13 protein-coding genes are annotated in these 17,509 nt (G+C 68.5%); 3 read left to right on the forward strand and 10 right to left on the reverse strand.

Annotation, left to right across the window (positions count from 1 at the left end):
• Window positions 1-10: 10 nt before the first annotated feature.
• Window positions 11-2,518 (forward strand): DNA ligase D, encoded by a 2,508-nt coding sequence (gene ligD / locus FV230_RS01510; protein ID WP_147840953.1) that lies wholly within the window; start codon window positions 11-13, stop codon window positions 2,516-2,518.
• Between the two features lie 803 nt (window positions 2,519-3,321).
• Entirely contained in the window at window positions 3,322-5,973 is a 2,652-nt protein-coding gene (locus FV230_RS01515) for an EAL domain-containing protein (protein ID WP_147840954.1), read from the forward strand.
• Between the two features lie 666 nt (window positions 5,974-6,639).
• Here FV230_RS01515 and FV230_RS01520 read toward each other — a convergent pair.
• Window positions 6,640-7,662: a zinc-binding alcohol dehydrogenase family protein gene (locus tag FV230_RS01520; RefSeq protein ID WP_147840955.1), complete on the reverse strand. Its 1,023-nt coding sequence runs from the start codon at window positions 7,660-7,662 to the stop codon at window positions 6,640-6,642.
• A 94-nt stretch (window positions 7,663-7,756) separates the two neighbouring features.
• On the opposite strand from FV230_RS01520, the gene FV230_RS01525 reads away from it, so the two are divergent.
• Complete coding sequence (locus FV230_RS01525) at window positions 7,757-8,011, forward strand: hypothetical protein (RefSeq protein WP_147840956.1); 255 nt, start codon at window positions 7,757-7,759, stop codon at window positions 8,009-8,011.
• 68 nt (window positions 8,012-8,079) lie between these two features.
• Here the strand turns inward: FV230_RS01525 and FV230_RS01530 are convergent, their stop codons facing one another.
• The 9 genes from FV230_RS01530 to FV230_RS01570 all read right to left on the reverse strand — a co-directional run bounded on the left by FV230_RS01530 (window position 8,080) and on the right by FV230_RS01570 (window position 17,484).
• Window positions 8,080-8,433 (reverse strand): Rieske (2Fe-2S) protein, encoded by a 354-nt coding sequence (locus tag FV230_RS01530; protein ID WP_348642117.1) that lies wholly within the window; start codon window positions 8,431-8,433, stop codon window positions 8,080-8,082.
• On the reverse strand, window positions 8,405-9,109 hold the full coding sequence (locus tag FV230_RS01535) for an ABC transporter ATP-binding protein (RefSeq protein ID WP_147840957.1): 705 nt from the start codon (window positions 9,107-9,109) through the stop codon (window positions 8,405-8,407). The genes FV230_RS01530 and FV230_RS01535 overlap by 29 nt, the downstream gene beginning before the upstream one ends.
• Entirely contained in the window at window positions 9,102-9,929 is an 828-nt protein-coding gene (locus tag FV230_RS01540) for an ABC transporter ATP-binding protein (protein ID WP_147840958.1), read from the reverse strand. The genes FV230_RS01535 and FV230_RS01540 overlap by 8 nt, the downstream gene beginning before the upstream one ends.
• The gene (locus FV230_RS01545; RefSeq protein ID WP_147840959.1) at window positions 9,926-10,954 is read right to left on the reverse strand and encodes a branched-chain amino acid ABC transporter permease; all 1,029 of its coding nucleotides are present in this window, start codon (window positions 10,952-10,954) and stop codon (window positions 9,926-9,928) included. The genes FV230_RS01540 and FV230_RS01545 overlap by 4 nt, the downstream gene beginning before the upstream one ends.
• Window positions 10,951-11,823 carry a branched-chain amino acid ABC transporter permease gene (locus FV230_RS01550; protein WP_147725164.1) on the reverse strand — a complete coding sequence of 291 codons (873 nt, stop codon included), beginning with the start codon at window positions 11,821-11,823 and terminating at the stop codon, window positions 10,951-10,953. Before FV230_RS01550 ends, FV230_RS01545 begins: the two co-directional genes overlap by 4 nt.
• A gap of 73 nt (window positions 11,824-11,896) precedes the next feature.
• Window positions 11,897-13,060 (reverse strand): ABC transporter substrate-binding protein, encoded by a 1,164-nt coding sequence (locus FV230_RS01555; protein WP_147840960.1) that lies wholly within the window; start codon window positions 13,058-13,060, stop codon window positions 11,897-11,899.
• A gap of 37 nt (window positions 13,061-13,097) precedes the next feature.
• Complete coding sequence (locus FV230_RS01560; RefSeq protein WP_147840961.1) at window positions 13,098-14,321, reverse strand: 2Fe-2S iron-sulfur cluster-binding protein; 1,224 nt, start codon at window positions 14,319-14,321, stop codon at window positions 13,098-13,100.
• Entirely contained in the window at window positions 14,318-15,184 is an 867-nt protein-coding gene (locus FV230_RS01565) for an FAD binding domain-containing protein (RefSeq protein ID WP_147840962.1), read from the reverse strand. The genes FV230_RS01560 and FV230_RS01565 overlap by 4 nt, the downstream gene beginning before the upstream one ends.
• Window positions 15,181-17,484 carry a xanthine dehydrogenase family protein molybdopterin-binding subunit gene (locus FV230_RS01570; RefSeq protein WP_147840981.1) on the reverse strand — a complete coding sequence of 768 codons (2,304 nt, stop codon included), beginning with the start codon at window positions 17,482-17,484 and terminating at the stop codon, window positions 15,181-15,183. Before FV230_RS01570 ends, FV230_RS01565 begins: the two co-directional genes overlap by 4 nt.
• Window positions 17,485-17,509 lie beyond the last annotated feature (25 nt).

Below are 17,509 nucleotides of genomic sequence, written 5' to 3' on the forward strand. Positions count from 1 at the left end.
TCACAGGACGATGACCGAGCTGCTCAGATCCTATCGGGACAAGCGGGATTTCGAGGCCTCGCCCGAGCCCAAGGGCAAGCGCGGCCGCAAGGCGGCGAAGGCGCGGTTCGTCGTCCAGAAGCACGACGCGCGGCGCCTGCACTACGACCTGCGGCTCGAGATGGACGGGGTGCTCAAGAGCTGGGCGGTGACGCGCGGACCGAGCCTGTCGCCCGCCGAGAAGCGGCTCGCGGTCCAGACGGAGGATCACCCGGTCGACTATCTGGCCTGGGAGGGCGCGATCCCGAAGGGCCAGTATGGCGGTGGGACCATGATCGTCTGGGACACCGGTTCCTGGGAGCCCATGGGCGATCCGGCCGTTGGATTGGCAAAGGGGCACCTCGATTTCGCCCTGCACGGCGAAAGGCTCGTGGGCCGATGGCATCTCGTGCGCATGAAGGGCCGCGGCGGCGAGAAGAAGCAGCCGTGGCTGCTGATGAAGGCCGACGACGAGCACGCCCGCCGCGACGGCGACATCCTCGTCGAGCACGAGGCCTCGGTCCTGTCGGGCCGGACCAACCGAAATCTCGCCGAGGGCGGGGTCGTCAGAGCCGATCATGCGGCCCGCGCCGAGGTCGCTGCCGAGCGGAGGACGAAGCCGCCCGCAAGCCGCTCCAAGGGGGCCCGCCAGGCGATCCTGCCGCCCTTCGTCGAACCCGCGCTCGCGACCCTCGTCGACGACGTACCCATCGGCGACGGCTGGCTGTACGAGATCAAGCACGATGGCTACCGCATGCAGGCCCGCATCGACGGCGGCTCGGTGAAGCTTCTGACGCGCTCGGGCCTCGACTGGACCGCGAAGTTCGAAGCCGTGGCCCAGGCCCTGAAGGGTATGAAGCTGCCCTCGGCCCTGATCGACGCCGAAATCGCCGTCGAGACGGAGAGCGGGGTCTCCAGCTTCTCCGCCCTGCAACAGGCGCTCGCCGCCGGCGATACGGGATCGGCGGTCGTCTACGCCTTCGATCTGCTCTACCTCGACGGCAGGGATCTGCGTGCCCTGCCCCTGGCCGAACGCAAGGACCTGCTGCTGCAGGTCCTCCACGACGCCCCGCCGGGCGGCCCCATCCGGTTCAGCGAGCATCTCACCGCCGATGGCGAGGCCATGGCGCGCCACGCCTGCAGGCTCGGACTGGAAGGCATCGTCGCCAAGCGCGCTGACGCGCCCCACCGCTCGGGCCGGACCGATGCCTGGCGCAAGATCAAATGCAGCTTGTCGAAGGAGTTCGTCGTCGCCGGCTACATGCCGTCCACCACCGCGTCCAGGTCCGTCGGGTCGTTGATTCTCGGGACGCACGAGGACGGCACCCTCGTCCACGTCGGGCGGGTCGGCACCGGCTTCCGCGACGCGGTTGCGCGGGATCTCTGGACGCAGCTGGAACCGCTGCGCATCCCGGCGGCGCCCTTCGCGGCCGAGCTGCCGCCGCCGGCGCGCCGCAACGCCCGCTGGGTCGAGCCCCGGCTTGTCTGCGAGGTCACGTTCCGCGGGTGGACGGGCGACGGCCAGCTTCGGCACGCGTCCTTCAAGACTCTCCGGAGCGACGTGCGGCCTGAGGAGGTCGTACGGGAGAAGGGGGCCGCGGCCGCGAAGCCTCGTATGCGGAAGCCGCCGGTGAAGGCCACGCCGCTGACGCATCCGGATCGCGTGCTCTGGCCCGACGTCGGCCTGACCAAGGAGGGTCTCGCCGAGTATTACGAAGAGGTTGCCGACCGAATCCTGCCGCACGTCGTCGACCGGCCGCTGTCGCTTCTCCGGTGCCCGGATGGCCTCGGATCCTGCTTCTACCAGAAACACGCCTGGGCCGGTCTCGACGACCGCCATATCCGGTCCGTGGACGGGGAGAACACCGTCGTGATCCGGGATCAGGATGGCCTTCGCGCCCTCGTCCAGTCGAGCGTGCTGGAGATCCATCCATGGGGGGCGACGGTCTCGGACCCGAATCGGCCGGACCGGCTGGTGTTCGACCTGGATCCGGGCGACGGCGTCGCGTGGGACGATCTCGTCGCCGGCGCGCTGGAGGTGCGCGAGCGGATGTCGGCCTCGGGCCTCGCCAGCTTCGTGAAGACCACCGGCGGCAAGGGGCTGCACCTCATCGTGCCGATCGAGCCGAAGGTCGGCTGGGACGAGGCGAAGGCCTTCGCGAAGCGCATCGCATCCGAGATGGCGAAGGACGTCCCCGACAGCTTCGTCGCGACCGTGTCGAGGAAGGCCAGGGAGGGACGGATTTACGTGGACTACCTGCGCAACCAGCAAGGCGCGACCGCCGTCGCGGCCTTCTCCACCCGGGCGCGCCCCGGGGCGCCCGTATCCGTTCCCATCGATTGGAACGAACTTCCGTCGCTCGGCTCCGGGGCGCGCTTCGACGTTACAAGCCTGCTGGGGCGCCTGTCCGCATTACAGCGCGATCCCTGGACTGGGTTCGAACGGGCGGCTCGTCCGCTCGAGGTTGCTGGGCGCCGACTCCGTCGACGGACCTCGTAGGCGAAACCTGACGCTTGGTACCCATTCACGAGGGGCGTTTGGGTTGGCGACCAGACTTTGGGCCTTCGTCCCGAAGCGGATGTTCCACCGTCGACCCAAACTCGCCGCCCAAGGCTGCTCGCGCCGGGCCCGAAAGCGGTCATTCGGCCAACTGCCGTCCTTGCAGCAGCGAACCCAGCAATGGCCGTTCGCCCGTCCGCAGCCGCGTTCGAACCGGAAAAGAAGTGGCTCGGCCGGGTGCGATCATTCGATCGCTATCGGCGTTTCGCTCAGGAGGCCTGGGACATCCTGCCGGATCGCGTAACGATGCGTGTGAGGGACATCACGCTCTGGATCAGTGCCGATTTGGTCCAGGAGCCCTACCAGCATGGGCAGATCCAGAGCTTGGACACAGTCAGGAAGCGATCAAGGAGCTGGTGTACCGCAAGCGATATTTCGTGAGCGATGGCGACGTCGACGAGGATGCGGCGGAGGAACGAGCAAGGTGTCTTAGAAGAGACCTATCTTCCTTCTTCCCCAAGCGGATATTGAGACCAGTATCATCCCCTTCACGCCGGGTAAGAAAACATATGGCTCTCCGACGAAGCCAGGCCCGATCGAAACGACGCCCTGTTCGCTCGACGAAGATCCCGCGAATGTCCCTGAGCGTGAAGGGGTTAAGCCGCCGCTGGCACCTTTCGTTCGCAGGCGGGCTCAAGAGGGCTGTGACTCGGGGATAGGTCTGTTCTCGGCGTACAATTGTCGGCAGCGATCCAGGAAGGATTAAGGATCGATTAAGCCGCCGTGAGCGAGACATCGCGTAAATGTTGGTTTCAAAAATGGTGGATCGCCCGATCCTGGAGTTCACGCTGATGAACACCCCCTTGTTGCGATCTTCCAATGAGGCCGAGCGCCTTGCCGCCCTGCGTGACCTGAACATCCTTGATACCGCACCGGAGACCCAGTTCGATGCGATCTGCCGTACGGCGCAGGTCTTGTTCGGAATGCCGATTGCCCTGGTCTCGCTCCTCGACGAAGACCGCCAGTGGTTCAAGGCGCGCTGCGGGCTGAGCCACGACGCAACGTCCCGGGACGTCGCATTCTGCAACCATACCATCCAGGCCGACGAGGTCCTCATCGTCGAGGATGCCCGTGACGATGCCCGGTTCAAGTCGAACCCCCTGGTCACGGGGGAGCCGGGCATCCGCTTCTATGCCGGCGCACCGCTGATCCTGAGGTCCGGCATCCGCGTCGGATCACTCTGCATCATCGACACCGAGCCGCGACGCTTCTCGAGCGAGCAGGGCCGCCAGCTCCGCGACCTGGCCGAGGTCGTGACCGCGAACCTGCGCGTCTACCAGGATCGTACCGAGCATCGCCGCGTGGCGGCGACGCTGGCGGATACCGATGATGCGTTGCGCGACGCCCGATCCCGCTACGCCTCACTCGCCGATGCCCTGCCGCAGATGGTGTGGACCGTCTCGCCCGAGGACCGCGTCACCGCCTACCGGAACGCGAGCTTCCGTGCCTACTACGGCGAGGCCGACGGTTCGCGCGGCCGGGCCCACAGCCGCAATCATCCGGGTGACGTCGACCGCATGTCGAGCGCCTGGGAGGCCGCGGTCTCGGGCAAGCAGGCTTTCGAACTCGAAGGTCGCCTCAGGCGGCATGACGGCGACTACCGCTGGCACCGGATCGTCATGATCCCGCTGAAGCGCAGCGGAGAGGTGATCGAGTGGCTCGGTACGGCGCTCGATATCGACCACATCATCGCGGCACAGACCGCGCTGAAGGCGACCGGAGACCTCCTGCGTCTCGCCCAGGAGGCGGCCGAGGCGGGCATCTGGGAGTGGGACATGCGCGACGACGTCGTCCGGCTTTCATCGATGAGCGCCCGCATGCACAACCTTCCGGTACCGGTCGGCCAGGACGCGATGGAGATCCCGCTGGCCGATTGGAAGGTGCAGGTCCATCCCGACGACCTTCCTAAGGTCTGGGACGAGGTAAAGCGCGCCATAGCCGATCGGACCACGTACAGCTGCGAGTTCCGCATTGCCAATCCTGCGGTCCCGGCCGAACCGCGATGGATGCAGTCTTTCGGTCGCATGCTCGACGACGCGGCCGGCGAGCCCGTCCGCTGCGTCGGCCTCCAGATCGACATCACGGATCGAAAAGTCTCCGAGGCGCGCATCGCCCACGTCGCGAGTCACGACAACCTCACCGACCTACCCAATCGCGTGGTCTTCCACGCGACGCTCGAAAGATCCCTCGCGGATCTCGGAAACGGTCAAGCCGCGCTGCTCTGCCTCGACCTCGACCGCTTCAAGACCGTCAACGACACGCTCGGACACCATGCCGGGGACAGGCTCCTACGCGTCGTCGCCGACCGTTTGAGGGACTCCGTCGGGAATGAGGGCGTCATCGCGCGCCTCGGCGGGGACGAGTTCGCGATCATCCTGCCGGGGGTCGGGCTTGAGACCGCGCAGGCGCTCGCACGGACCGTCATCGACGCCATCGGCCAACCGATCCATCTCGGCAGCCAGGTGGTGACCATCGGCGCGAGCATCGGGATCGCGCTCGCACCGGAACATGGACTGGAGGTGGACCTCCTGCATCGCCATGCCGACCTCGCCCTCTACCGGGCCAAGGGGGCCGGACGGAACAGCTCCCAGGTCTACACCAAGGGAATGGACGAAGCCCTGGAGGACAGGAACAAGCTTGAGTTCGACATGCATCTCGCCCATCGCAAGGCGGAGTTTCGGCTGTATTACCAACCCGTCGTCGCACTGACGGACGGGCAGGTCCGTGGCTTCGAGGCCTTGATGCGCTGGCCGCATCCGATCCGCGGGATGGTCTCGCCGACCGAATTCATCCCGATCGCAGAGGAGACCGGCCTGGTGGTTCCCCTCGGGACCTGGGCTCTGGAGGAGGCCTGTCGCTTCGCCGCGTCGTGGCCGATCCAGGCGCGCATCGCCGTCAACGTCTCGGCGGTCCAGTTCCAGCAGCCCGGCCTTGAAGCGGCCGTTGCGAACGCCCTTGCGGTCTCCGGTCTCGCGGCCAACAGGCTCGAACTGGAGATCACAGAGAGCCTGATGATCCAGGATGGCGACGCGGTCATCGCCTGCCTGCATAGGCTTCGGTCCCTCGGCGTTCGCATCGCCCTGGACGATTTCGGGACGGGGTACTCCAGCCTGAGCTACCTTCGGCGCTTCCCGTTCGACAAGATCAAGATCGACCGGTCGTTCGTACGCGAGATCGACGACCCCGACGCGCAGGCCATCGTCCGCGCCGTGGTCAGCATCGGCGAACGTCTTGGGACCGCGATCACCGCCGAGGGTGTCGAGACTGAGGATCAACTTGCCCTGGTGACCCAAACGGGATGCACGGAGGTTCAGGGTTTCCTGTTCGGCAAGCCGATGACGCCCGAGCAGGCCCTGGCTTTTATGAGAGAGCAAACCCCGCGGAAGGCGGCGTGAAGCAGCCGTCATGCTACAATCGCAAGATCAATGCCTGCTTGAGGACCGGACGCGACTGTAAGCAGCCAGGCCGTTTCCCACCCCGAACGGTCTTCTAGTTCCGACTCGGCCCGGCTGACATACCCGGCTTGCCTCGGCTTCCGATGAAGACGCTCGGACATGCTGGTGCTGTGCTGCGCCAACCGGGACATCACGCGGACTTCCGGCCGGGTTCGCGGGAGCCCGTGGCTAGGCGGTGGTTAGGCGTCAGGACTTCGTGTGGCGCCTTGACGGTGATGGCGACCTTCTGACCGACGAATTCAATACTATCGGCGCACCGGCGTGTGTTGCGCCCCCGCGACCGCTTCGGGCGCCTTCCCACGTGGCAGCCAGCGCGGCGGTACGGCCGCGCTGGCCCGACCCGGCTCAGCGCAGGAGCTGGAGGATGCCCTGGTTGGTGCTGTTGGCCAGCGACAGCGCCGAGATCGCCAGCGACCGGCGCGTCGACAGTCCGTGACCTATGTTATCTCGATCGACCGGATTGCTTCGGCAACCTTGCGGCCTTGCAACGCCAGGATATCCACCTGACGCAACTTCGCGACGATTTCTCCAGCCGTATGCTGCTTCCGACCCATGATGACATCCTCCACATGGCTCGGGAGGACCACTTTTCAGGGGCAGGCCAGCTTAATCGTCGAAGCCTTCCAGAACGACTTTGCCCTTCGCGCGACCGCTCTCGATCAGTGCATGAGCCCGCGCGAGGTTGGTGGCATTGAGAGGTCCGAACGACTCATTGAGCGTGCTGTGGAGTTTTCCCGCGTCGATCAGGCGGGAGACCTCGGTGAGGATCTCGTGCTGCCGCTCCATGTCTGCCGTTCCGAACAGCGAGCGGGTGAACATCAGCTCCCAGTGAAGCGACAGGCTCTTTGGCTTGAGCGGCATCACGTCGAGGGTTGCAGGATCGTCGATCAGGCCGAGCCGCCCCTGCGGCGAAAGCAGCTCGATGATCTGAGGCAGATGCGCATCGGTCCCTGTCGTCGCAAACACGAAGCCCGGTACGCTGACCAGACCCAGGGCCGCTACCTCGGCGGCGAGCGGCTTGGAATGGTCGACGATGTGGTGGGCGCCGAGATCCCGGCACCATTGTGCGGTCTCGGGGCGCGACGCGGTAGCGATCACCGTCAGTTCGGTAAGCTGCCGGGCGAGCTGAATCGCGATCGACCCAACGCCACCCGCGCCGCCTATGATCAGGAGCGCAGTCGCGGCGCCGGGCACTGGCTTGGAGACGTCGAGACGGTCGAACAGCATCTCCCAGGCGGTCAGCGCTGTGAGCGGCAATGCGGCGGCGGCCGAGAAGCCCAGGGTGTCGGGCTTCCGCCCGACCAGGCGCTCGTCCACGCATTGCAGGGTAGCGTTGCTGCCAGGTCTATCGAGGGCACCGGCATAGAACACCGCGTCGCCGGGCTTGAACAGGCGCGCCTCGGGACCGACGGCCGTGACGATTCCGGCCGCATCCCAGCCGAGAATCTTCGGCGTGCAGGCCTGCTGATAGACCCCCTGCCGCACCTTGGTGTCGATCGGGTTCACGGAGACGGCGTGGACGCGCACGAGCAGGTCGCGGCCGGTGGGGACGGGATCGGCGAAGGTCGTGTCCACAAGCGCGCCCGGCGCCTCGATTGGTGAACCTTCGGTGTAGGTGACGGCACGCATGGCTCTCTCCTAACGCTTGGTTCGATGTCGCCCAGGGATGAAGGGCCTTCAAGCCAGCTCATATAGGCCGGGAAACGGATCGGATGAGTGCCGGGTGGGGGCTGCCGCCATTGACGGCGCCGTGGGACCGAACGGCTCAAGCGTCGTTCACGCCGGCATCGGACGACGGCTCGGCATATCGACATTGATCGACCCCCACGAGGCAGTCGCGGCCCACGTCGCCATCATGCCGCCGGATCGCTCGCGGGCCCGCCGCCTTGAAGGGGGCTTCATTCCAAGCCTGGGCGTCGGCGGGCGTGTCGAAAGCATCGGGGGCAACGACGGCATCTCGTGGAACGCCTGCGATTGAAGGCCGAGGATGCCCTGACTGTCCGGCGCGTTTCCATTACTATAGATCCGCGTCGTACATTCCATGCTTCAGGTCGGATCGATAGTTATCCAGAGTTCGTCAATTGACTGATCTACGCGATAGAGGCGAAGCGCACGGAAGGACCAGCCCGGCGAGACCGCTCCTGATGCGAGGTCAAAGGAGGCTAGGTGCCTCGGACAATGGATCCGGCCCGCCGCGCAGCGTCCGAGCGACAAGTCGGCGCCTTCGTGAGGGCAGGCCCGCTCCGCCGCGACGAGCCTTTCGCCGTCCCGCATGAGGATCAGATGTCGCCCTCTCACGAGGATCGGTATCGGTGCGGCCTCATCGCTAAGGTGGAGAGGACCGAGGTGCATCCGCACGGGCCGTTCCGGGTCAGCCACCGAGGTAGGCGTCGCGAACATGCGGATTGGCGATCATGTCGGCGCCCTTGCCCGCGAGCACGATGCGGCCGGTCTCCAACAAGTAGGCGTAGTCGCAGAGTTCCAAGGCCGCGAAGGCGTTCTGCTCGACGAGCAGGACCGTCGTCCCGGCATCGCAGATCGCGCGGATCACCAAGAACATCCGCTCGACGATGTTGGGGGCGAGCCCCAGGGACGGTTCGTCGAACAGGACGAGCTTGGGCCGCGCCATCAGCGCCCGGCCGATCGCCAGCATCTGCTGCTCGCCCCCCGAAAGGGTTCCGGCCGCCTGCGCCCGGCGCTCGGCGAGACGCGGGAACTCGCCGTAGATCCGGGCGAGGTCGGCGGCGATGCCGGCCTTGTCTCGCCGGAGATAGGCACCCATCGCGAGGTTCTCGGCGACGCTCATCTGCGGGAAGACCCGGCGCCCCTCGGGGCAATGCGCGATCCCATGGCCGAGCACGCGGCGCGGGTCGGCTCCGGTAATGTCGCGGCCCTCCAGGCGGATCGAACCCGAGCGGGCGGGGACGAGGCCCGAGATGGCGCGCAACGTCGTCGACTTGCCGGCCCCGTTGGCGCCGACCAGTGCCACGAACTGCCCAGCCCGGACCTCGATCGTGAGACCTTTCAGCGCCGTCACGTGTCCGTAGCCGCAGACGAGGTCGCGGATCTCAAGCATCGCTCGTCTCCCGTACCGCGGCGGCTCGGTGGGCGGCCTCGCGGGCCGCACTGCCCTGGCCGAGATAGGCTTCGATCACCGCCGGATCGGTGCGGATCGCCGCTGGCGGCCCTTGCGCGATCAGGCGTCCGTGGTTCAGCACGGCGATGCGGTCGGAGACCGCCATGACCATCGGCATGTCGTGTTCCACCAGCAGGATCGTGATGCCGTCGTCGCGGATGCCGCGGATCAGGCGGACGAAGACCTGGGTCTCGGAGGCGTTCATGCCCGAGACCGGCTCGTCGAGGAGCAGCATCGTCGGGTTGCTGACTAGCGCCAACGCTACGCCGACGAGGCGCTGCTCGCCATAGGCGAGCGCGCCCGCCTTCTCGCCGGCGCGCGCGGCGAGGCCGACCCGATCGAGCAGTTCGAGTGCCCGCCCCCGCGAGGCCCGCTCCGCGGCGCCGTCTCGCCCGAGCAGGGTGTCGAGCAGCCTCGGATGGTCCCCGGACGCCCCACGTCGGTGCAGGCCGATCATCACGTTGTCGAACACGGTGTCGTCGGGAAACACGCTGGTGCGCTGGAACGTGCGCGCAAGCCCAAGCCGGACGATCTCGTGGGGCTGGAGGCCGCCGAGCGGGGTGCCACGGAAGCGCACCTGCCCGCGGCTCGGCTTCAGGAAGCCGGTCATCACGTTGAAGGCAGTGGTCTTCCCGGCCCCGTTCGGGCCGATCAGGCTGACGATCTCGCCCGGATGGACGTCGAATTGCAGGTCGGCGATGGCCACGAGGCCGCCGAAGCGCACCCCGACATGGTCGATCGCTAGGAGCGGCGCGCTCATGGGTGCACCTCGGCGGCGAGCGGGGCGGGGGCCGGCCCGGCGCGCCGGCGGACGAGACCGGCCAGTCCCGGCACGATGCCCTTCGGTACCACGAACAGGATCGCGATGAGGACGAGGCCGTAGACCATCCACTGCGCTTCGGGCGCCATCACGGGGCGGAGCGCCACCGGCAGCATCCCGAAGATCACCCCACCAATGATCGGCCCGAGCAGGGTGCCCTTGCCGCCGCCGACCACCATGATCACCATCGTGACGGTGGTGGAGAACTGGAACACGTCCGGGTCGATGATGCGCAGATAGTGCGCGTAGAGGCTGCCGGCGGCGCCCGCCATTCCCGCCGAGATCACCGCGGCGATGGTGAGCGTGCGGGTCGCGTCGATGCCGACCGAGAGCGCGAGCGACTCGTTCTCCTTGAGCCCACGCATCGCCCGGCCGAAGCGCGAGCCGACGAGGCGGGCGACGATCAGGTAGCAGAGCGTACCGACCGCGAGGACGAGGTAGTAGTTCTGCAGCTTGGTCTTCAGGGTCCAGGTGCCGAGCCCCGGCAGGCCGAGGGTGAAGGCCGGGATGCCGGTGAGCGCGAGCGGCCCCTGGGTCAGCTCGACCCAGTTCAGCGCTACGAGCCGCACGACTTCGGCGAACGAGATCGTGACGATGACGAAGTAGGCGCCGCGCACCCGGAACGACAGCCGCCCCACGAGCCAGCCGCACGCGCCCGCCGCCAGGATCGCCAGGGGAAAGCCGATCGCTGCCGGCCAGGGCGCGTGCACGACGCGGAGGCCGAAGCCGAGGTCGACGTCGAACCCGAGGCTCGTCAGGGCACTGACGTAGGCGCCGATGCCGAAGAACGCGATGTGCCCGAGGCTGAGCTGCCCGGTGAAGCCGAGCAGCAGGTTCAGGCTCATGGCCGCGATGATCAGGATGCCGGTCGTGATCATCGCGTTGACGAGATACGGGTTGGTGCCGAGCGCCAGCGGCAGCAGGCCGAGGCTCGCAAGGACGGCGAGGGGGGCGAGCCGGGTCATCCGATGCGCTCCGCCTTGGCGAACAGCCCGGTCGGCTTGAACACCAGCACCGCGATGATGATCAGGAAGCCCATCGCGTCGCGATAGCCCGAGGAGATGTAGCCGGCGCCGAGTTCCTCGGCGAGCGCCAGGATGAAGCCGCCGATCGCGGCGCCGGTGATGTTGCCGAGGCCGCCGAGGATGACGATGGCGAAGGCCTTCAGCTCGGCCATCCCGCCCATCTGCGGAAACACCACGTAGACGGGGCCGAGGAGCGCGCCCGCGGCGGCGGCGAGGCTCGACCCTATGGCGAAGGTCGCGGTGTAGATCAGCCGCACGTTGACCCCCATCAGGGCGGCGGTGTCGTGGTCCTGGAAGGCCGCTCGCATGGCGAGCCCGAGCCGGGTGCGGTTGATCAGGACGTAGGTGAGCACGATCAGCGTCAGCGCCGCGCCGAGGACGAACAGGCGGAGCCACGAGACGGAAACCGGCCCGATCTGAAGCGGTGCCTCTGGAAACGGCGTCGGGATCGCCTTGGCGACGCCGCCGAACAGCCAGAGCGTTCCCGATTGCAGCACGATGCCGGCCCCGATCATCACCAGCATCGTCGTGTCGATGTCGGAGCCGCGCAACGGCCGCAGCAGCACGAGCTCGATCGCGGCCCCGAGGACGAGGCCCCCGAGGATCGCCGCCGGCAGCGCCAGGAAGAAGTTCAGTCCGAGCGCGGCCACCGCGAGGTAGGTGAGGTAGGCCCCCACCGTGTAGAGCGCCCCGTGGGTGAAGTTCACGACGTTCATGATCCCGAAGATCAGCGTCAGCCCGATCCCGAGGAGCGCATAGGTGCCCCCGAGGACCAGGGTGTTGAGGAGGTGCTGGTAGAATTCGGCCATCGGGCAATCCCTGTCCGTCGCGGGCGGGCCCGGCCGGGCTCGGTGCCGGCCGGGATCGATCGGGCTGGCGGCGTCAGAGGGTCGGAACCGCGACCTTCCCGTCCCGGATCTCGATCAGGTAGACGTCGGGCTTGCTCTGCCCGCTCTCCTTGCCGGCGGGGCCGGCCTTGATGAAGCGGATCGGGCCGTTGAGCCCGGTGAAGTCGACCGACCAGAACGCCTTGGTGATCGCGGCGGGCTCGGCGGACCCCGCCTTCTCGATCGCCTGCGCGATCGCCCGGATGCCGTCGTACCCGCGAAAACTCTCGGTGACGCCGGCGAACTGGAAGCCGCGCTTGTTCCATTCGCCGATGAAGTAGGCGGTGGCCTGCGGGTTCGGGGTCTTCTCGGGGAACCAGGGCAGGAAGGTCGTCAGGTGCATCGTGCCGTCGGCGGCGCTGCCGGCCTGTGCGATGATCTGGTCCGGGTTCTGCGATCCGCCGGTGGTGATGACCCGCTTCTTGAGGCCGAGCGCGGCCATCTGCTTGAAGATCAGCACCAGCTGGTCGACGGCGCTGGTGATCATGATGGTATCGCTGTCGGAGGCCTTCAGCTTGGACAGCTGGGCACTCATGTCCTGCGCCCCCTGATCCATGGTCTCGACGAGTCCGACGGCGACGCCCTTGCCCTTGAGCATCGTGCCGAAATCGGCCGCGGCCCCACGGCCGAAATCGTTGTTCAGGATAAGGAAGTCGACCTTCTTCAGCCCAAGCTTGGCGACCATCGGCGCAAACGTCTCGGCCTCCAGGGACGAGGGCGGCGAGATGCGAAAGACGTACGGGTTGCCGGACGTGGTGATCTTGCCGGACGAAGAGGTCTCCACCAGCATCGCCGTCTCGTAGTCGGCGAGCTTGGGCATCACGGCCAGCGTCAGGCTGGAGCCCCAAGCGCCCATCAGCACCGGGGTCTTATCGCTGGTGATCAGCTTCTCGGCCACTGCCGCGGCCTCGGTGGGGTTGCTCTTGTTGTCCTCGATCACGAGTTCGATCTTGCGCCCGAGCACGCCGCCCTTGGCGTTGATCTCGTCGGCTGCGATCTTCGCGCCGTTGACTACGTAGGTGCCGGATGCCGCGAACGCTCCGGTGAGCGGCTCGTTGACACCGATGTGGATCGCCTGCGCGTAGGCCGTGCTCGATGCGAGGACCAGCGACAGGGCCAGGGCGTGTGTCAGGGCGGGCGCGAGGGTCTTGCGGGTCATGTCGATCTCCGGGACGTCATGGGGCGATTGGCGAAGGTCAGGGCCGCGGCCCGCGCCACGCGGCGAACCGCCGGCGCAGCGGATCGAGCAGCAGGCCGAGGATCAGGCGGATCGGATGGAGGTCGGCCGGCGGTGCGGGCGCCGCGCCGGACAGCCGGGCCTCAAGGTTGCGCGCGAAGTCGGCCGTGAGCCGCCCCGCAAGGTCGCGCACGAGCCCGGGGCGGCCAAACTGCGCCAGCGGCCCCTTCAGGGTGTAGCCGACAGCGAGCACCACCCGCGCCGTGCCGGGGGCCTCGCCGGGTTCCACCCGATACCGGATCTCGCCCTCGGTGGCGGAGCGTCCACCCGCGTCGCTGCCCGCCCCCAGGATCCGGCCGGTGCGGGCGGGCACGTCGCGCCAGATCCGCGCCCGACCCGCGAAGCGCGCTGTGATCGGCCCGATCCGTACTTGAAGCGCACCCTCCACCGCATCCGGCCGCGGCGTGCCCAACAGTATGGCGCCCGGCAAGCAGGCGGCGACGGCCTCCACATCCCCGAACAGGGCGAACACAGCCTCGGGGGCATGGGCGGCTGCGAAGGTCTGCGCGAAGCCATGCGCGGGCTCGAAGTCGTCCGCGACATCGAGGATCGCGGCGGGTGCCGCGACCGATGGGCGGGCGGCGGCGGTCGTCGACCCTGCGGCGGCGGTCGTCCCGGTCCTGGCGCCGACAGGCCCGAGCGCGCGCACGGCATCCGCCCCGCCATGCGCCGCGGCGGGAATGCCCCTCGCCCGGCGCTCGGCGATCACCGCGCGCACGGCCCGGACGATGCCGGCGTAGCCGGTGCAGCGGCAGAGGTTGCCCGAAAGCCCGGCGCGGATGCGCCGCTCGTCGGGCTCGGGCAGGCGGATGACGAGGTCGCGGGCGGCGACCAGCATCCCGGGGGTGCAGTACCCGCACTGAAGCGCGTGTTCGCGGTTGAACGCGGCGCGCAGTTCGGCGGCGATCGGATCGTCGTCGAGGCCCTCGATGGTGGTGACGACGCTGCCTTCGCAGGCGCCGCCGAGGGTCAGGCAAGCGCGGGCCGGCTCGCCGTCGAGCAGCACCGTGCAGGCGCCGCAAACGCCGTGCTCGCAGCCGAGATGGGTACCGGTGAGGTCGAGGGTGTCGCGCAGTAGATCGGCCAGGTGCGTGCGCGGCTCGGCCTCGGTGCGAACGGCACGGCCGTTCACCGTGAGCGCCAGCGGCATCCGGTCGTCGCGGGCAAGCGCCGCCGTGCTCATGCGGCCTCCGTCAGGCGTAGGGGTGCGGGACGTGCCGCCTGCGCCACGGCGCGGGCGAGCACGGTGACGTGGACGTGGCGGTCGATCGCCTCGGACATACCCGCCTCTCGCAGGGCGTCGTCGGCTGCCCTCGCGTCGAAGCGGTCCGAGAAATCCGCGCCGATGCGGCCGCCGAAGAGCGGGCGGGCGTCGGCCAGCAGGAGCGGCGCCTGCTCGATCGCGCCGATCACCATCCGTCCATGTCCGGCTTGTCGGTCGATCAGGACGGCACCGATGGCGTGGGCGAACTCGCCGATCTTCGAACAGTGCTTGACGTAGCCCCAGGCGGAGCCTTGCGGGATCGCGGGGATCCGCACGGTGACCAGCATCTCGCCGGGCTCCAGAGCCACGTCGAGGGCGCCGCGGACGAAGGCGTCGAGGGCGAGGCGCCTGCGCCCGGACCGCGAGGCCAGCTCGACCTCGGCCCGAAGCGCGATCAGCGCCGTGACCCAGTCGGCGGCAGGGTCGGCGTGGACGAGGCTGCCGCCGACGGTGCCGCGGTTGCGCACGGGACGATAGGCGATGGCAGAGGCGACGCGCGCCATGGCGCCGCCGGTCACGTCCGGCACCCGTCCGTCCTCGATGTCGGCGTGCGTGACGCAGGCGCCGAGCACCAGGGTCGTGCCGTCGAGGTCCGCCCGCCGCAACTCGGGAACACCGGTCACGTCGAAGACCCGGTCGGGCTCGACGAGCCGCAGGTTCAGCATCGGCCCGAGGGACTGGCCGCCGGCGATCAGCTTGACCGAGCCGTCGGCCTCGGCGAGCCGCTCGAGGAGCGCAGCGAGGTCGGCGGGACGTTCGTAGGCGAAGCGGGCGGCCTTCATGCGGCGGCCCTCGCGCCGACGGCCGTCCGATGGCGGGCGGCGAGCACGGCTTCGACGATGCGGCGCTGGCTCATCGGCGACCGCAGCATCTCGACGCCCAGCGGCCCGAGCGCATCGTTGATCGCGTTGGCGAGTGCCGCAGGCGGCGCGATGGCGCCGCCCTCGCCGATGCCTTTCACGCCGAATTGCGTGTAGGGAGAGGGCGTCTCCATGTGGTCGATCCGGGGATCGGGCACCTCGGCGGCGCCGGGCAGGAGATAGTCCGCGAAGGTCGAGGCGAGGGGCTGACCGCGGTCGTCGAAGGCCATCTCCTCGTAGAGCGCTGTGCCGATGCCTTGCGCGAGCCCGCCGCAGATCTGGCCGTCGACCACCAGCGGGTTCACCAGCACGCCGCCATCCTCGACGATGACATAGTCCAAGATCTCGACCGCGCCGAGGTCTGGATCGACGGCGACCACCACCGCGTGCGCGGCGTAGGAGAAGGTGCCGGAATCGCGCTGTGGCTTGTAGCCGGCGGTAACCTCGAGGCCGCCCGGGTTCACGTCGGGCGCGAGATCCTGCGGCCGCCGGTACCAGGTGCGGGCGATCTCTTCGAGCGACACGTCGCCCGTCGGGCCGATCACCCGTCCGGCCGCGAACCTACAATTCACAGGCTCGGTCTGGAGCAGGTGCGCGCCGATGGCGAGCGCCCGGTCGGCCAGTTCCCGGCAGGCGGTGGCCACCGCGCCGCCAGCCATCACCATCACCCGCGAACCCCAGGAGCCGGTGGAATAGGGCGTCATCGCGGTGTCGCCGTGGACGAGACGGGTTCTCGCGACGGGCACGCCCAGGATCTCGTGGGCGACCTGGGCGAGCGTCGTCTCGAGGCCCTGGCCGTGGGAATGGGCGCCGATGCGCAGTTCGAGGCCCCCGTCCGGGGTCAGTCGGGCGCCGGCTTGCTCGTGGCCCGGCACCATCGGAATGCCCCAGCCCGAATAGACCGAGGTGCCGTGCGCCGCCTGCTCGCAGTAGATCGACAGGCCGAGGCCGACCCGGCGCCCGTCCGCCTCGCCCGCGGCCTGCCGGGCGCGCAGGGCCGGCAGATCGACGGCGTCGAGCGCGCGGGCGAGCGCCTTCGGATAGTCGCCGCTGTCGAAGTGCTTGTTCGTGATGTTGTCGAAAGGCATCTGCTCGTGCCGCACGAGGTTCTTCGCGCGCACCACCCACGGCTCGATGCCGGCTTCGCGGGCCACCGCGTCAAGGACGAGTTCCAGCGCGAAGCAGACGCCGGTGCGCGCCACCCCGCGATAGGGCAGGATCGGGCACTTGTTCGTCGCCACCGACCACGTGCGGCAGCGGTAGCTCGGGAAGTCGTAGGGGCCGGGCAGGATGCTCGCGACCTGCGCCGCCTCCAGGCAGGCCGAGAACGGATAGGCGGAGTACGCTCCGGAATCGACGGTGGCCTCGCAGTCGATGCCGCGAAGCGTTCCGTCGCGGTCGGCATAGGCGGTGATGCGGTAATGGTGCTCGCGGCAATTGGCGTTGGCGGTGAGGTGCTCGCGCCGGTCCTCTAGCCAGCGCACAGGATGGCCGCAGCGCAAGGCGAGCCATGCGAGGCAGATCTCCTCCGCGAGCAGAATGCCCTTGTAGCCGAAGCCGCCGCCGACATCGGGCGCGACGATGCGGATGCGGCCCTGCTCGATCCCGAGGCACTCGCTGAGGCCGTTGCGCACGATGTGCGGCATCTGGCTGGCGGAGTGGACCACAAGCTGGTCCATGCGATGATCGAGATGCACCACCGCGCCGCGCCCCTCGAGCGGAGCCATGCACTGGCGGGCGGTGGAGATCGTGCGCGAGACCTGGATCGGCGCATCGAGCGCAGCGGCGAAGTTCACGTCGACCTGCGTCTCCAGGAAGACGTTGTCGCCCCAGTGCTCGTGGACGAGCGCCGAAGCTGGTTCGCGGGCGGCGAGCATGTCATGGACGGCCGGAAGCTCCTCCAGGTCGAGGACGACCGAGGCGGCGATGTCCTCGGCCTCGGCCCGCGTCGGCGCGACGCAGAACGCCAGCAGCTCGCCGACTTGCCGCACCTTGCCCGTGGCCAGCACCGGCTGCTCCGAGACCTTGAAGCCCGGCAGCCCCGAGACCGCGCGGATCGGCTGCACGCCGTCGAGATCGGCCGCGGTGAACACCCGGTCGCGATAGCCCTCCGGCACGTGGATCGCCCGGATGCGGGCATGCGCCAGGGGGCTTCGTACGAAGGCTACGTCCTGCATCTTCGGCATGCGGATGTCGCCGACATACTGGCCGCGCCCGCGCATCAGGCGGTCGTCCTCCTTGCGCGGC

Origin of the sequence: Methylobacterium sp. WL6 (genome assembly GCF_008040095.1) — a bacterium.
Classification (GTDB): Bacteria; Pseudomonadota; Alphaproteobacteria; order Rhizobiales; family Beijerinckiaceae; genus Methylobacterium.

What these genes read in the sequence shown, in the direction of transcription:
- ligD (WP_147840953.1), top strand. Translation starts at nt 11, where the DNA reads ATGACCGAGCTGCTCAGATCCTATCGGGACAAGCGGGATTTCGAGGCC.
- FV230_RS01515 (WP_147840954.1), top strand. Translation starts at nt 3,322, where the DNA reads ATGTTGGTTTCAAAAATGGTGGATCGCCCGATCCTGGAGTTCACGCTG.
- FV230_RS01520 (WP_147840955.1), bottom strand. Translation starts at nt 7,662, where the DNA reads ATGCGTGCCGTCACCTACACCGAAGGTTCACCAATCGAGGCGCCGGGC.
- FV230_RS01530 (WP_348642117.1), bottom strand. Translation starts at nt 8,433, where the DNA reads ATGTTCGCGACGCCTACCTCGGTGGCTGACCCGGAACGGCCCGTGCGG.
- FV230_RS01535 (WP_147840957.1), bottom strand. Translation starts at nt 9,109, where the DNA reads ATGCTTGAGATCCGCGACCTCGTCTGCGGCTACGGACACGTGACGGCG.
- FV230_RS01540 (WP_147840958.1), bottom strand. Translation starts at nt 9,929, where the DNA reads ATGAGCGCGCCGCTCCTAGCGATCGACCATGTCGGGGTGCGCTTCGGC.
- FV230_RS01545 (WP_147840959.1), bottom strand. Translation starts at nt 10,954, where the DNA reads ATGACCCGGCTCGCCCCCCTCGCCGTCCTTGCGAGCCTCGGCCTGCTG.
- FV230_RS01550 (WP_147725164.1), bottom strand. Translation starts at nt 11,823, where the DNA reads ATGGCCGAATTCTACCAGCACCTCCTCAACACCCTGGTCCTCGGGGGC.
- FV230_RS01555 (WP_147840960.1), bottom strand. Translation starts at nt 13,060, where the DNA reads ATGACCCGCAAGACCCTCGCGCCCGCCCTGACACACGCCCTGGCCCTG.
- FV230_RS01560 (WP_147840961.1), bottom strand. Translation starts at nt 14,321, where the DNA reads ATGAGCACGGCGGCGCTTGCCCGCGACGACCGGATGCCGCTGGCGCTC.
- FV230_RS01565 (WP_147840962.1), bottom strand. Translation starts at nt 15,184, where the DNA reads ATGAAGGCCGCCCGCTTCGCCTACGAACGTCCCGCCGACCTCGCTGCG.
- FV230_RS01570 (WP_147840981.1), bottom strand. Translation starts at nt 17,484, where the DNA reads ATGCGCGGGCGCGGCCAGTATGTCGGCGACATCCGCATGCCGAAGATG.